The sequence below is a fragment of the Mesorhizobium sp. M0659 genome, assembly GCF_040320605.1.
Lineage (GTDB): Bacteria > Pseudomonadota > Alphaproteobacteria > Rhizobiales > Rhizobiaceae > Mesorhizobium.
Genome location: NZ_JAMYPY010000003.1, coordinates 220,548 through 233,814, shown reverse-complemented (window position 1 = coordinate 233,814; position 13,267 = coordinate 220,548). Strand labels below are relative to the sequence as shown.

Sequence of the window (13,267 nt, the reverse complement as noted above, 5' to 3'; positions counted from 1 at the left end):
GGCGTTTCGCTCGCCCCTCCCCCGCCAAGGGGGATGGCCAGGCACCGGGTGTGTCCGGTGCCGGAGGTGTCGGAGCGTTACATCCCCTTCATGGCGTCGCACGACACGTTCGGGTTCATGTCGGCGAAGGCGCCCGTCGGGTTCTGTTTCCATGCCCAGACGTGCAGTTCGTAGAACGGGCCGAGGCCGTAGCGATTGGGGGCGCTGTTGAAGTTGAACAGCTGGCCTTCGAGCGAGGCCGGGCCCTTCGAGGTGATGTATTCGACCGCTATCAGCTTCAGGCTGCCGTCGGCCGTCGGCTCGTACATCACCGCTTCGGGCTTGGCGACATCGACGGCATCGTCCTTGAGATAGGCGCCGTTGACATAGTGGATGCCCATGGCGCCGCCGGTGATGCCGCTGGCGCAAGGGATGGGGGCATAGCCTTCGGCGGTGGCGGCTGCCACATTTTCGAAGCGGCTGTTGGCTGCGCGCACCTTTTCGGCCAACGGGTTGGCGTCGTGTGCCTGGGCGGCCGCACCCGCCGCGATCGAGATGGCGGCGAAAGCCGCGAAGCGTGTCGTCCAAAGCATTTTGGTCATGGTCTTCCGTCCGTTTGTTGACGCTCGAGGCGGCGGCGGCCGATGCCGAAACGCCTGCGGCGTTGGTTTAGGATTTGGTTTGTCCGTCCCGGTTCATGCGATGCGGCTTCCGTTGCCGGGCTTTGGCCGCAGCCATTAAAAACCGTGCAAAATCAACGATCCCAAAAGTAATATTGCCAATATTCCTGCGGGACGTCCCGCTCCGATAGCCCGATGTCGCGCCTCAGATAGCCGCCTTCCGGGGGCAAGCGCCGCCTTTCAGACAGATACGCAGGCAGCTTCGACGCGAACCGCCATAGACGGCCGAGCACGGAGGTTGGCCGGCCGGTCTTTCCCAGGACAGGCCCGATTCCACCGAGCGGCAGGCCATCAGGCAGTTCGCCATGGCCGCGAAGGACAGTTTGATGCTCATCATCGTGGCGACCGAACGCAGGATCAGAGGTAAAAGTAAGGGTCAAGAACCCGCACCTCCGTGATCTTGTCGACCGGCAGCGAGTTTTTCTGAGCGGTGCTGCGGATAGCTTCGGGCGTCGGCGCGTCGTAGATGCAGAAGCTGTGCTTCTTGTCGGGCGTGACGAAGGACTGGATCCAGGTGACGCCCTTTTCGGCATTGCGCATGACGACGCCGCCCACCGCAGTGGCGCCGATGTCGGTCATCGGAATGTTGAGGCCGTCCGGAAATGTGCGTTCAATCAGATAGCGAGGCATGGAAGGCTTCCTTTCCATTGGTTCACGCTCGATCGGAGCGCGGCTGGACGTTGACCACGCCGGCCCAGCCCGCGCATCGGAACGATTCCCCATATTGGACGGGACGATTCCCTATATTGGCGTCGTTCTTTGTGGAAAGAGGCACGGCAATGTGTGCAAAGTCACATTGCCGCGCTTTCTTCACGGGCTAGTCGTGAGCGGCCCGCCATGGTGGGAAAACTCCGATCCTGTGAGACGATGACAATGATGCTTCTGGAACGGCAGACGCAGCTGCAGCAGCTGGAGACACTGCTTGGCGATGCAATAGGCGGCCATGGCCGCGTCGCGGTGCTGGCGGGGGAGGCCGGCGCCGGCAAGACGGCGATTGTCGAGGCGTTCGCGGCCCGTGTCGGGCAGAGCGCGGCAATGTTGCGCAGCGCTTGCGAGGATCTGTCGATCCCCGATCCGCTGGGGCCGCTTTACGATCTGGCCCGTGAGGCGCAATGGGCGCTGCCGCGCGTAATCGACGCCCGGCATGGGCAGAGACTGCCGCTGTTTTCCGATGCGCTCGACGCTTTTGCAGCCAAGGGGCCGTGCCTGCTGATCATCGAAGACCTGCACTGGGCCGATGATGCGACGCTCGATTTCGTGCGCTTCCTCGGCCGGCGTATCGTCAACACCCACATCCTGCTGTTGCTCACGGCGCGCACCGACCGCAGCGAAGGACAGATGCGCGTGCGCCGCGCCCTGGGCGAAATCCCGGCCGGCAGCGTGGCGCGCATCGACGTGCCGCTGCTCAGCGAGGCGGCCGTGCTGTCGCTCGCCGATGCGGCCGGCCGCGATGGCGACGCCATCTACCGGGCGACCGCAGGCAATGCCTTCTTTGTCACCGAATTGCTGTCGGCCGAAAACGAAACGGCGCTGCCGGCAAGCGTGCGCGACGCGGTGCTGGCGCGGGCCGAGCGGCTGTCGGTTGGCGCCCGGGCCATGCTCGACGCGGTGTCGGTGTTTCCGCGCCGCGCCGACGCCTGGGCCTTGCAAGGCCTGTGCGGCGTCGCCAGCGCCGGCCAGTTGGCCGAGTGTGTCGCCAACGGCCTGCTTGACGATCTGGGCGACGGCTACGCCTTCCGCCACGACATCGCGCGACGCGCCATCGAAATGATGCTGACGACGTCGCACAGGCGGCAGTTCAACCAGCGTGCGCTGGCGGCACTGCTCGAAAATGGCGACGTCTCCACAGGCCGCCTGGTGCATCATGCGGTCGAGGCGCACAATCTGGCGGCGGTGCGCGAACTTGCGCCAATCGCCGCGCGCGAGGCGTCGCGCGTCGGCGCCCATCGCGATGCCGCCGGCTATTACGAGATCGCCTTGCAGCAGGCCGACAGCCTGCCGGTGATCGAGCGCGCCGCGCTCTACGAAAGCCATGCCTTCGAGTGCCATCTCATCGGCAAGATCGACGACGCGCTTGCGGCGCAGGGCGAGGCGCGCCGGTTGCATCAGGCCGACGGCAACAGGCTGAAGGAGGGCGACAGCCTGAGATGGCTCTCCCGGCTGAGCGAAATGGGCGATGACCGCGAGGCGGCGGCCGCCTTCGGCGCCGAGGCTGTGGCTATGTTGGAAGCGGCTCCCGCCGGTCCCGAACTCGCCATGGCCTATTCGAACCTTTCGCATCTGGCGATGCTTTCGGAGAGGGTGGAAGACACGCTGTTCTATGGCGAGAAGGCAGCGGCGCTGGCTGCGCGCATGAACCGTCCCGACATCGCGTCGCATGCCCTCAACAATGTCGGCTGCGTCGAGCAGTGGCTCAATCCGGATGCCGGACGCCTGCGCCTCGACGAAAGCCTTGAAATTGCGCTCCAAGGCAATTTCCAGGAACATGCCGCGCGCGCCTTCACCAACCGCGCCTGTTTCGAGATCACCCAGATGAGCTACGACGCGGCACGTCCGGTGCTCGAGAGCGGCATCCACTATTGCACCGAGAACGACCTCGGCACCTGGCGCGACTATCTCAGGGGCATGCTGGCCGATGTGCAACTGCGTCAGGGCCAATGGGATGAGGCCGCCGCGACGGCAAGCGATGTCATCGACAATGAGCGGACAACCACCGTGGGCCGGTTTCCGGCGCTGCTGGCACTGGCGAAACTGCGCCTGAGGCGCGGCGATCCCTCGGCCGAGCCGCTGTTCGCCGAAATGGCGCGCCTGGTCGGAAGCGGCGGCGACCTGCAGATGCTGAGCTCTTACGCGGCGCTGATGGCGGAGCAGGCATGGCTGGGCCTGGCCGACAGGCAAGAGGCGTTGGCGCTGATCACCCGCGCGGAAGCGCCGGTGCGCTCGCGTGCCCATGTCGGGGAGCTGGCTTTGTGGCGAACATTGCTCTCTCCCGATATGCCGGCCGGCGACACCGCCGACATGGCGACACCATACCGGCTGCTTCTAACCGGCGACTGGCGTTCGGCTTCGGCACTCTGGGCCGAATTGAATGCGCCATACGAGCGCGGACTGGCGCTCATCCTCGGCGACGACGAGGGGCAGCGGCTGGCATTGGATATTTTTGACGGCCTGGGGGCAAGGCCGGCAGCCCAGCGCCTGCGCGATATCATGCGCAAGAACGGCGTTGGCGGCATCGCCCGCGGCCCGCGCCGCTCGACGCGCGCCAACCTCGCCGGCCTCACCTTGCGCCAGATGCAGGTGCTGCAGCTGATCGAACGCGGCCTCTCCAACAAGCGGATCGCCGAGCAATTAACGATTTCGCCAAAGACGGTCGATCACCATGTCTCGGCGGTGCTGGGCAAGCTGGATGCGGTGTCGCGCGGCGAGGCGACAGCGACCGCGCGCGATTCGGGGTTGTTGTGAGGTTTTGACGAGGGTTGGACCGAGAGGTCGCGATCCTTCGCACCCCCCTCTGTCCTGCCGGACATCTCCCCCTCAAGGGGGGAGATTGGCTGTGATCAAGGCTTTCGCCAATTGTCGAAGTTGAAAAGGAAGTGGGGCCCGCAACTGCGTGATCTCCCCCCTTGAGGGGGAGATGGCCGGCAGGCCAGAGGGGGGTGCTGTCCCGCCGACCTAATGATCAAGCAAACGCGCCGTGGCAGTGCTTGTATTTCTTGCCGGAGCCGCAGGGGCAGGCTTCGTTGCGGCCGATCTTGCCCCAGGTCGCCTGGTTGTTCGGATCGCGGTCTTCGGGAGCGACGATGGCGTTGCTCTCCTGGCGGACCAGAAGTGCGGTCTCGCCGCCCTCGAAATCGTCCTCGCCCGTGGTGCCGTCAATGTGGCTGCCGAACATTTCAGGCGCTTCGGGCGGCGGTGCTTCGGCGGCCTGGCGGACCAGTTCGACGCGCATCAATTGCGCGGTGACGGCCTGGCGCAGATTGCCGAGCAGCGCCTGGAACAGCTCGAACGCCTCGCTCTTGTATTCCTGCAGCGGGTCGCGCTGGGCGTAGCCGCGGAAGCCGACGACCGAACGCAGATGGTCGAGGTTGACGATGTGCTCGCGCCACAGATGATCGAGCGTCTGCAACACCACCGAGCGTTCGACATAGCTCATCACGTCTGGGCCGAAGCGCTCGGCGCGCTCCTTGGCGGCGGCGTCGGCGGCCTTGGTCAGGCGCTCGCGGATGTCGTCCTCGGCAATGCCTTCTTCCTTGACCCAGTCCTCGACCGGCAGGTCGAGATTGAGGAATTCGGCGACCTCGGCCTTGAGGCCGGCGACGTTCCACTGCTCGGCATAGGCGTTTTCGGGGATGTTCTTGGTGACGATCTCCTCGATGACGCCTTCGCGCATCTCGGCGATCGTCTCGGACAGGCCTTCGCCGTCCATCAATTCGATGCGCTGCTCGAACACCACTTTGCGCTGGTCGTTCGAGACGTCGTCGTATTTCAACAGGTTCTTGCGGATATCGAAGTTGCGCGCTTCGACCTTCTTCTGCGCCTTTTCCAGCGCCTTGTTGATCCACGGATGGATGATGGCCTCGTCTTCCTTGAGGCCAAGCTTCTGCAGCATGCCGTCCATGCGCTCGGAGCCGAAGATGCGCATCAGATCGTCCTGCAGCGACAGGAAGAATTTCGAACGGCCGGGGTCGCCCTGGCGGCCGGAGCGGCCGCGGAGCTGGTTGTCGATGCGGCGCGATTCATGGCGCTCGGTGGCCAGCACGTAGAGGCCGCCGGCGGCCAGCGCCTTTTCCTTCAGGCGCTCGACATCGGCAATGATTTCCTTTTCGCGCGCCTCGCGCTCGGGACCAGCAGGCATGTCGCCCAGTTCGTCCTCGATGCGCATCTCGGCGTTGCCGCCGAGCTTGATGTCGGTGCCGCGTCCCGCCATGTTGGTGGCGATGGTGATGGCGCCGGGTTTGCCGGCCTGGGCGACGATGGCGGCCTCGCGCTCGTGGTGGCGGGCGTTCAACACCTCGAAATCCTTGAACCCTTCCTTGCGCAGGCGCTCGGCCAGCTGCTCGGATTTTTCAATGGAGGTGGTGCCGACCAGCGTCGGCTGGCCCTTGGCGCGCGCTTCCTTGATCTCCTTGACGATCGCCTTGTACTTCTCCTCGACCGTCCGGTAGACCTCGTCGTCCTCGTCCTTGCGGATGACCGGCAGATTGGTCGGGATCTCGGTGACTTCGAGGCCGTAAATGTTGCCGAACTCCTCGGCCTCGGTCAGCGCCGTGCCGGTCATGCCGGAAAGCTTCTTGTAGAGGCGGAAGTAGTTCTGGAAGGTGACGGAGGCCAGCGTCTGGTTTTCCGGCTGGATCGCCACATGCTCCTTGGCTTCGAGCGCCTGGTGCAGGCCTTCCGAATAGCGGCGGCCCGGCATCATGCGGCCGGTGAATTCGTCGATGATGACGATCTCGTCGTTGCGGACGATGTAGTCCTTGTCCTTCTGGAACAGCCGGTGCGCCTTCAGCGCGTTGTTGACGTGGTGGACGATGGCGACGTTCTCGACGTCATAGAGCGACTCGCCCTTGAGCAGGCCGGCCGCGCGCAGCAGGTTTTCCAGCTTCTCCGTGCCTTCCTCGGTGAAGATCGAGGTCTTCTGCTTCTCGTCGATCTCGTAGTCGGCTGGGCCGAGCTGCAGCATGAAGGCATCGATGGTGTTGTACATTTCCGAACGGTCCTCGAGCGGACCGGAAATGATCAGCGGCGTGCGCGCCTCGTCGACCAGGATGGAATCGACTTCGTCGACGATCGCGTAATTGTGGCCGCGCTGCACCATCTGCGCGCGCTCATACTTCATGTTGTCGCGCAAATAGTCGAAGCCGAGCTCGTTGTTGGTGGCATAGGTAACGTCGGACGCGTAGGCGACGCGGCGTTCCTCGTCGGACAGGCCATGGACGATGACGCCGACCGAGAGGCCGAGGAATTTGTAGACGCGGCCCATCCATTCGGAGTCGCGGGTGGCAAGGTAGTCGTTGACGGTGACGACATGGACGCCCTTGCCGGCAAGCGCGTTGAGATAAACGGGCAGGGTGGCGACCAGGGTCTTGCCCTCGCCGGTACGCATTTCGGCGATGCCGCCATTGTGCAGCACCATGCCGCCGATCAGCTGCACGTCGAACGGGCGCATGCCGAGCACGCGGCGGGATGCCTCGCGGACGGTGGCGAAGGCCGGCACCAGCAGGTCATCGAGCGTAGCGCCGTTGGCGATATCCTGGCGGAATTTTTCCGTGCGGGCCTGAAGCTCGGCGTCGGACAGCGCCCGCATCTCGTTTTCCATGGCGTTGATCGCCTCGACACGCGGCCGGGTCGATTTTACGCGACGATCGTTGGAGGAACCGAAAACCTTACGGGCGAGACCGCCGAGACTGACCATCCGATGGTCCTTTCGATAGAATTCTCAATTTTGAGATGAGCGCCGGCCGGCCCCATCAATTCCGCGTGAAACGCGGACAAACACAAAAAGCGCCCGGAAAACGGTTCTGGACGCAAAGTCGTTGGACAGATAAGAGGGGGCTCAACTGATGTCAACGCCGCGTTAGCCCTATGGGCAGCGCCAAATTCCGCCACAATCCGGCTGATCTGCAAGCCCTACCAATCCCCCCTTGGAGTTAATCTTGATGTCCTTACTGTTTCGCCGTGCGTCGCTCGCCAGCCTTGGCTTGGCTTTCGGCCTGTCGGCCCTGTCGCTGTCTCCGCTGATGGCCCAGGAAGCCGCTCCCGCCCCGGCCGATGCCGCAGCAGCGCCGGCGGCAGCCCCCGTCGATCCGAACGCCGTCATCGCTACCGTCAATGGCCAGAAGCTGACCGAGGCGGACCTTGGGCTTGCCGAGGGCGAGCTGTCGCAGCAGTTCTCGCAGTTGCCACCCGAGCAGCGCCGCGCCGCCGCCCTTTCGGCGGCCATCGAAATCCGCGTCATGGCCGCCCAGGCGGTCGCTACTGGGCTCGACAAGGATCCCGAATTCCAGCGCCGCATGGCGTTCCTGCAGCAGCGCGCGCTGCATGGCGAGATGGTCGAGAAGGGCGTCGTCGACAAGGTTACCGATGCCGAGGTGCGCGCCCGCTACGATCAGGAAATCGCCAGCACGCCGCCGGTCAATGAGATTCATGCCCGTCACATCCTCGTGAAGACGAAGGAGGAGGCCGAGGCGATCATCAAGCAGCTCGATGGCGGCGCCGACTTCCAGAAGCTCGCCAACGAGCACACCAGCGATCCCTCGGGCAAAACCAATGGCGGCGATCTCGGCTGGTTCGGCCCGGGGCAGATGGTGCCGGAATTCGACAAGGCGGCAGTTGCGCTCGAAATCGGCAAATACACCAAGGAGCCGGTGCAGACGCAATTCGGCTGGCACGTCATCAAGCTCGAGGACAAGCGCACCAAACAGCCGCCGGCCTTCGACGACGTCAAGGACCAGGCCAAGCAGGCGGTGATCCGCGACAAGTATTTCGCACTGGTCAAGCAGCTGCGCGGCGCCGCCAAGGTCGAAATCCCCGACGCCAATCTGAAGAAGGCCGTCGACACGATGGAAGCCGGCAAGTAAGGCCGGCACCGAAAAAACATGCAAAGGGCGCCGTTCGGCGCCCTTTTCAATTGCGGGAGATGCCTGACATCACATAGCCGACAGTGGCACGGATTGTCGCCTCATCTTCGTCCAGCCGGTTGGTCAAAAGGTGTTTCCAGGCATAGGAAGCGATGAGGTCGGCGACCAGCGCTGCGTCGATATCGGCCGCAACCTCGCCGCGCGCCTTGGCGCGCTCGATGATCCGAGCGGTGTGGGACACGCGCCCATCGGCATAGCCAGTCAGGGCCGCGGCCGCCGCTTCGTCCGACTGGGCCTCGGCGATCAGCGAGCGGAATACGCTGCCCGAGGATGTGTCGCGCCAATGCGCGAAGAGGTTCCTCAGGAAACCGACGAGGTCGTCTTCGAGACTGCCGGTATCGGGGACGTCGACACGCTTTTGCCGCTTGTAGACCTCTAACAGCAAGGCCGCCTTGCTCGGCCACCAGCGATAGATCGTGGGTTTGCCGGCGCGCGCCCGCCGCGCCACGGCCTCTATGGAGAAGCCGGCATAGCCGGCCTCGACCAGCACCGCCTCCGCGGCCTCGAGAATGGCCTCGGCGCTGTCTGGGTTGCGCCGCGCCCCGATCGATCTGCGCGCCGGATCCTCGCCCATGTCTGTCCTCGCCAACAATCTCGCCGGCAATCCTGGCCAACAATCTCGCCGGCAATATAGGTGAGCTGGCAGGCAAACGAAACGGCCCGTTTCCAGCGCTTGTAGAAGCAGGCCTCACATTCGCCCTGCGCGGGGATTTTCAGTTCATCGCTTGCGAGGTTTCCGAGGCGATACGCCACTGGCCGTCGCTCTTCACCAGCCCAAGCGTGACTCGTGCCTTGCCGGTCATGCGCGCCGCCGATTTGTCTTTCGACATATAGTCGTAGCTCATCGCGAACACGGCTTCGGCGCGGTTCTCGCCCTGCGGCGTCACCTCGAGGCTGCCGGGCTCGAGACTGAACGACCAGGATGCAAATTGCGCGAACCAGTCCGTCTTGAGCTTGACGACGGCGTCGCTGTCATAGCGCGTGCCGAAGATGGTAGCGGAAGGCGCATAGAGCCGCTTGACGGTCTCGCCGATCGCCGCGGCATCGGGCGCAAGATAGTCGTCGCGCAGGAATTTCTCGATTGCGGTCTTGTCGTCGCCTACAGACCGTTCGAGTGCCGCAACCTTTGTTTCGGGCGCCGGGGGGACGGCGGGCTTCGGCTGTGCAACCGTTTCGCCGCCGGGCACAAACTCAAACCGTTCGAGCAGCGAACCCTGTTCCCATGGGCGCTGTCCCTCGCGGGTTTCGGAGACCACGTCGCGGCGCACCGCGATCATCATGTCGTTGATGCTCTGGCCGGGCTCGGCCATGTGCCGCAGCAGGGCGGCGGCGAACGGCGAATTGCGTCCGGTGCCGTCCATGGCGACAGCGCCTGGCGCCGTCGAGAAGGCGATGAAGGAGCCGCGCGTCGAATCGAACTGCGCCAGACCGGCAAGCGCCGTTGCCGAGCGCGTGGTGGCGGTGCGGCTCAGGCTGCGGGCAAAGGGATTGTTGCGGCAGGCATCGAGAAAGACCAGGCTGACCTTGGTCTGCTGCTCCATGATGTCGAGGACTTCGTCGATCGGCACGGCTTCGAGCTGCAGCTTGACCGGCATGTCGAGCTGGGCGTCGACCGGCACGATGTAGTTGCGCCCTTCCACCTGCAGGCCGTGGCCGGCGTAATAGAAAAGCCCGACGCCCGCACCTTCCAGCGCATCGGAAAATTCGCCGATCTTGCGCTCGAGTTCGCGCTTGCCGAGATCGTTGCCCTCGATGACGTCGAAGCCGATCGAGCGCAGCTTGCCGGCAATATCGAGGGCATCGTTGACCGGATTGGTGAGCGTGCCGGCTTCGGCATAGGTGCCATTGCCGATGACCAGCGCCACGCGCCGTTCCGGCTGCGCATCGGCGCTCAGGAGCAAAAGCCCCATACACGCCACCGCCAAGATCACCAGCCTGCCCATGGCCGATATCATAACGCCAGAGGCCCCGGTGACGCCAACGGATTTGAAATGCAAGCTTAATCCCTGGTGGCTTGCCCACAGCGGCGGCCAAGAAAACGCCCTTGCGCCGGGCCGTGCTATCGGGCAAACCGGCCTTCGCCTAGCGTTTTTCCGTCGCCCGAGGTCCCCAATGTACGCAACGATTTCGCCGCTCGCGCCGAAGAAATATCCCAAAATGCCTGCCATTGAGGGCGTGCGCATCGCCACCGCAGAGGCCGGGATCAAGTACAAGAACCGTACCGACCTCTTGGCCATAGTCTTCGATGCCGGCACAGCGGTTGCCGGCGTGTTCACGAAGTCGAAATGCCCCTCGGCGCCGGTCGACTTCTGCCGCGAGAACCTTGGCGCCGGCAAGGCGCGGGTGCTTGTGGTCAATTCCGGCAACGCCAACGCCTTCACCGGCAAGAAGGGCCGCGCCTCCACCCAACTGACCGGCGAGGCCGCGGCCAAGGCCGCAGGCTGCACGCCAGGCGAAGTGTTCCTCGCTTCTACCGGGGTAATCGGCGAGCCGCTCGACACCACCAAATTCAGCCATTTGCTGGCCGGACTGGTCAAGGACGGCAAGCCGGATCTGTGGACCGAGGCGGCAAAGGCCATCATGACCACCGACACCTATCCGAAAGTGGCGACAGCGACGGTCAAGCTTGGCGACACCGACGTCATCATCAATGGCATCTCCAAGGGCGCCGGCATGATCGCGCCCGATATGGCGACTATGCTGTCCTTCATCGCCACCGATGCGCCGATCGCCGCCCCCGTGCTGCAGGACTTGTTGTCGCGCGGCACGGCCAAGACCTTCAACGCCGTCACCGTCGACAGCGACACCTCGACCAGCGACACGCTGCTGTTGTTCGCCACCGGAGCCGCTGCCAAGCGCGGCGCGCCCGCCATCAGCGATCCCAAGGATGCGCGTCTCGGCGCGTTCCGCCGGGCGCTGGGCAAGGTGCTCAAATCGCTGGCGCTGCAAGTGGTGCGCGACGGCGAGGGCGCCCGCAAGCAGGTCGAAGTCACCGTTACCGGCGCCAAATCGGCGCGCTCGGCCAAGCGCATCGCGCTGTCCATCGCCAATTCGCCGCTGGTCAAGACGGCGGTTGCCGGCGAGGACGCCAATTGGGGCCGCGTCGTCATGGCCGTCGGCAAGGCCGGCGAGCCGGCCGATCGCGACCGGCTGTCGATCTGGTTCGGCGACAACCGTCTGGCGCATGAGGGCGAACGCGACCCGGGCTACTCCGAGGAAGCGATCTCGGCCTATATGAAGCGCGACGACATTCGCATCCGCGCCGATATCGGTATCGGCCGCGGCAAGGCGACGGTGTGGACCTGCGACCTCACCAAGGAATATGTCGCCATCAATGGCGATTACCGGAGCTGATGGAGTTGGCTTCCAGGCATCCGGCAAGCATGCTCGCCATCGTGCGCCGCTACGAGGCTGCGGGGTTTCGCGCCTGGCCGGCGGCGGCCGTGCATTATGACGGCACCTGGGTGGTGCGGCTGACAGCCGGCCATCCGGCCAAGCGGCTGAACTCGGTCAACCCGCTCGATCCCGGCGACACCCAGCACATTGCCGAGCGCATCGGCCGCGCCAGCCGGCGCTTCGACGCCTATGGCAGGCCGCTGACCTTCCGCATCTCGCCGCTGTCGGGGCCGGACCTGGCCAAGCATCTCGACAATGAGGGCTGGAGCACATTCGACGAATCCCTGGTGATGCGGCTGCCGCTGGCGGACGCGCAACTGGCGCCGGCCATGGACCAGATTCCGCTGAAGGATATCAGCCGCTTTCTCGGCGCGTCGCTCAAGGTCAGCGGCTCGGATGCATCGCTGCGGCCGGGTCTTTCGGAAATCATCGGCGCCATCCAACCCGAGGTCGGACTGTTTGCGCTGGAGGAAGGGGCCGACCCGCTGGCGGTGTTGATCTGCGTGCATGACGGCGATCTTGCCGGCCTGTTCGAGATCGCCACCGCCAAGTCGGCGCGCAATCAGGGCCATGGCCGCAACCTGATCCTGTCGGCGCTGAAATGGGCGAGGCTGCGTGGCGCTCGCGAAGCCTGGCTGCAGGTTGAGGCCGGCAATGCGCCGGCGCTGGCGCTCTATCGCTCGCTCGGCTTCGACGAAGTCTATCGCTACCACTATCGCCGGCCGCCGGGCGCATGAGCGAAATCACCGGCAAACGCCTGCTGCTGGTCGCCGCGTGCGCGCTGGTCGATACCGATGGCCGGGTGCTTCTGGCGCAGCGGCCCGAGGGCAAACAGCTTGCCGGCCTTTGGGAATTTCCCGGCGGCAAGGTAGAGCCAGGCGAGACGCCGGAACAATGCCTGATCCGCGAACTGCAGGAAGAGATCGGCATCGAGACCGACATTCCTTGCCTGGCGCCGCTCACCTTCGCCAGCCATTCCTATGATGATTTCCATCTCCTCATGCCGCTCTTCGTCTGCCGCCGCTTTCGCGGCATCGCGCAGCCCAGGGAAGGGCAGGCGCTGAAATGGGTACGGCCAAAACAGATGCGCGACTATCCGATGCCGCCGGCCGACGCGCCGCTGATCCAGTTCCTCATCGACCTGTTGTGATCCAAGGCCATTTCGCGGTCTGATCTAGCCAGCGTTAATGGAAGATTTATCTCGTCGTGAAAAATTGCGGCAAAGCGGGTTCGCGGGGAGCGATTGCATGAGCCTCGACAGGGAATGGGACTCGATCCGGCCGGATCGCAGCTTTCGCGCCGCCGGCGTCGGTATATTGCGCGTCACGCTTTTGTTCGGCTCGGCCGCAGTGGCGCTGGCGCTGATCGCGGTCCCCGTGCTGGACAACCAGACGCGATCATCCAGCCGCGATGCTCTTGCAGGCGGTCTCGACCCGATGAGCACGGGTTCAATCGGCTCGCGGGCCACCTATACGCTGCGCAGAAGCGTGCTGCAGCCCTCACCGAGCTCAGTCTGCATCATCCGCGCCGACGGCCAACGCAGCGGCGACTGCTGACCAACAAGGTCGACACCAG

General features: G+C 64.6%; 12 protein-coding genes. 6 read left to right on the top strand and 6 right to left on the bottom strand.

The window, feature by feature from the left end; all coding sequences use genetic code 11:
• Positions 1-77 precede the first annotated feature (77 nt).
• The 3 genes from NKI31_RS06550 to NKI31_RS06540 all read right to left on the bottom strand — a co-directional run bounded on the left by NKI31_RS06550 (position 78) and on the right by NKI31_RS06540 (position 1,289).
• The gene (locus NKI31_RS06550; RefSeq protein WP_023686685.1) at positions 78-581 is read right to left on the bottom strand and encodes a hypothetical protein; all 504 of its coding nucleotides are present in this window, start codon (positions 579-581) and stop codon (positions 78-80) included.
• A 152-nt stretch (positions 582-733) separates the two neighbouring features.
• Positions 734-1,039 carry a hypothetical protein gene (locus NKI31_RS06545; protein ID WP_081740632.1) on the bottom strand — a complete coding sequence of 102 codons (306 nt, stop codon included), beginning with the start codon at positions 1,037-1,039 and terminating at the stop codon, positions 734-736.
• Positions 1,017-1,289 carry a DUF4242 domain-containing protein gene (locus NKI31_RS06540; protein ID WP_023685308.1) on the bottom strand — a complete coding sequence of 91 codons (273 nt, stop codon included), beginning with the start codon at positions 1,287-1,289 and terminating at the stop codon, positions 1,017-1,019. The genes NKI31_RS06545 and NKI31_RS06540 overlap by 23 nt, the downstream gene beginning before the upstream one ends.
• A 243-nt stretch (positions 1,290-1,532) precedes the next feature.
• Here NKI31_RS06540 and NKI31_RS06535 point away from each other — a divergent pair, with 243 nt between their 5' ends.
• Complete coding sequence (locus NKI31_RS06535) at positions 1,533-4,121, top strand: helix-turn-helix transcriptional regulator (RefSeq protein WP_352650886.1); 2,589 nt, start codon at positions 1,533-1,535, stop codon at positions 4,119-4,121.
• Between the two features lie 217 nt (positions 4,122-4,338).
• On the opposite strand, the gene secA is transcribed toward NKI31_RS06535, so the two are convergent.
• Positions 4,339-7,071, bottom strand: a complete 2,733-nt coding sequence (gene secA, locus NKI31_RS06530) for a preprotein translocase subunit SecA (RefSeq protein WP_023672992.1) — start codon at positions 7,069-7,071, stop codon at positions 4,339-4,341.
• Between the two features lie 244 nt (positions 7,072-7,315).
• On the opposite strand from secA, the gene NKI31_RS06525 reads away from it, so the two are divergent.
• Positions 7,316-8,236, top strand: a complete 921-nt coding sequence (locus NKI31_RS06525; RefSeq protein ID WP_023686683.1) for a peptidylprolyl isomerase — start codon at positions 7,316-7,318, stop codon at positions 8,234-8,236.
• Positions 8,237-8,282: 46 nt separating this feature from the next.
• Here the strand turns inward: NKI31_RS06525 and NKI31_RS06520 are convergent, their stop codons facing one another.
• Both NKI31_RS06520 and NKI31_RS06515 read right to left on the bottom strand, forming a co-directional pair.
• Entirely contained in the window at positions 8,283-8,870 is a 588-nt protein-coding gene (locus tag NKI31_RS06520; protein ID WP_023822805.1) for a TetR/AcrR family transcriptional regulator, read from the bottom strand.
• Between the two features lie 139 nt (positions 8,871-9,009).
• A complete protein-coding gene (locus NKI31_RS06515; RefSeq protein ID WP_023694002.1) occupies positions 9,010-10,239 on the bottom strand; it encodes a caspase family protein in 1,230 nt (409 codons plus the stop codon).
• A gap of 169 nt (positions 10,240-10,408) precedes the next feature.
• Here NKI31_RS06515 and argJ point away from each other — a divergent pair, with 169 nt between their 5' ends.
• The 4 genes from argJ (at position 10,409) to NKI31_RS06495 (ending at position 13,248) form a co-directional block, all read left to right on the top strand.
• On the top strand, positions 10,409-11,650 hold the full coding sequence (argJ, locus tag NKI31_RS06510; protein ID WP_023685793.1) for a bifunctional glutamate N-acetyltransferase/amino-acid acetyltransferase ArgJ: 1,242 nt from the start codon (positions 10,409-10,411) through the stop codon (positions 11,648-11,650).
• 29 nt (positions 11,651-11,679) lie between these two features.
• Entirely contained in the window at positions 11,680-12,429 is a 750-nt protein-coding gene (locus tag NKI31_RS06505; RefSeq protein ID WP_023713717.1) for a GNAT family N-acetyltransferase, read from the top strand.
• Positions 12,426-12,842: an 8-oxo-dGTP diphosphatase MutT gene (mutT, locus tag NKI31_RS06500; protein WP_023685791.1), complete on the top strand. Its 417-nt coding sequence runs from the start codon at positions 12,426-12,428 to the stop codon at positions 12,840-12,842. Before NKI31_RS06505 ends, mutT begins: the two co-directional genes overlap by 4 nt.
• Positions 12,843-12,939: 97 nt before the next feature.
• Positions 12,940-13,248, top strand: a complete 309-nt coding sequence (locus NKI31_RS06495) for a hypothetical protein (RefSeq protein WP_023818501.1) — start codon at positions 12,940-12,942, stop codon at positions 13,246-13,248.
• Positions 13,249-13,267 lie beyond the last annotated feature (19 nt).

Excerpts from the sequence above, each read along its gene's own strand:
- mutT (WP_023685791.1), top strand. The coding sequence starts at position 12,426 with ATGAGCGAAATCACCGGCAAACGCCTGCTGCTGGTCGCCGCGTGCGCG.
- NKI31_RS06520 (WP_023822805.1), bottom strand. The coding sequence starts at position 8,870 with ATGGGCGAGGATCCGGCGCGCAGATCGATCGGGGCGCGGCGCAACCCA.
- NKI31_RS06535 (WP_352650886.1), top strand. The coding sequence starts at position 1,533 with ATGATGCTTCTGGAACGGCAGACGCAGCTGCAGCAGCTGGAGACACTG.
- secA (WP_023672992.1), bottom strand. The coding sequence starts at position 7,071 with ATGGTCAGTCTCGGCGGTCTCGCCCGTAAGGTTTTCGGTTCCTCCAAC.
- NKI31_RS06550 (WP_023686685.1), bottom strand. The coding sequence starts at position 581 with ATGACCAAAATGCTTTGGACGACACGCTTCGCGGCTTTCGCCGCCATC.
- NKI31_RS06525 (WP_023686683.1), top strand. The coding sequence starts at position 7,316 with ATGTCCTTACTGTTTCGCCGTGCGTCGCTCGCCAGCCTTGGCTTGGCT.
- NKI31_RS06515 (WP_023694002.1), bottom strand. The coding sequence starts at position 10,239 with ATGGGCAGGCTGGTGATCTTGGCGGTGGCGTGTATGGGGCTTTTGCTC.
- NKI31_RS06505 (WP_023713717.1), top strand. The coding sequence starts at position 11,680 with ATGCTCGCCATCGTGCGCCGCTACGAGGCTGCGGGGTTTCGCGCCTGG.
- argJ (WP_023685793.1), top strand. The coding sequence starts at position 10,409 with ATGTACGCAACGATTTCGCCGCTCGCGCCGAAGAAATATCCCAAAATG.
- NKI31_RS06495 (WP_023818501.1), top strand. The coding sequence starts at position 12,940 with ATGAGCCTCGACAGGGAATGGGACTCGATCCGGCCGGATCGCAGCTTT.
- NKI31_RS06540 (WP_023685308.1), bottom strand. The coding sequence starts at position 1,289 with ATGCCTCGCTATCTGATTGAACGCACATTTCCGGACGGCCTCAACATT.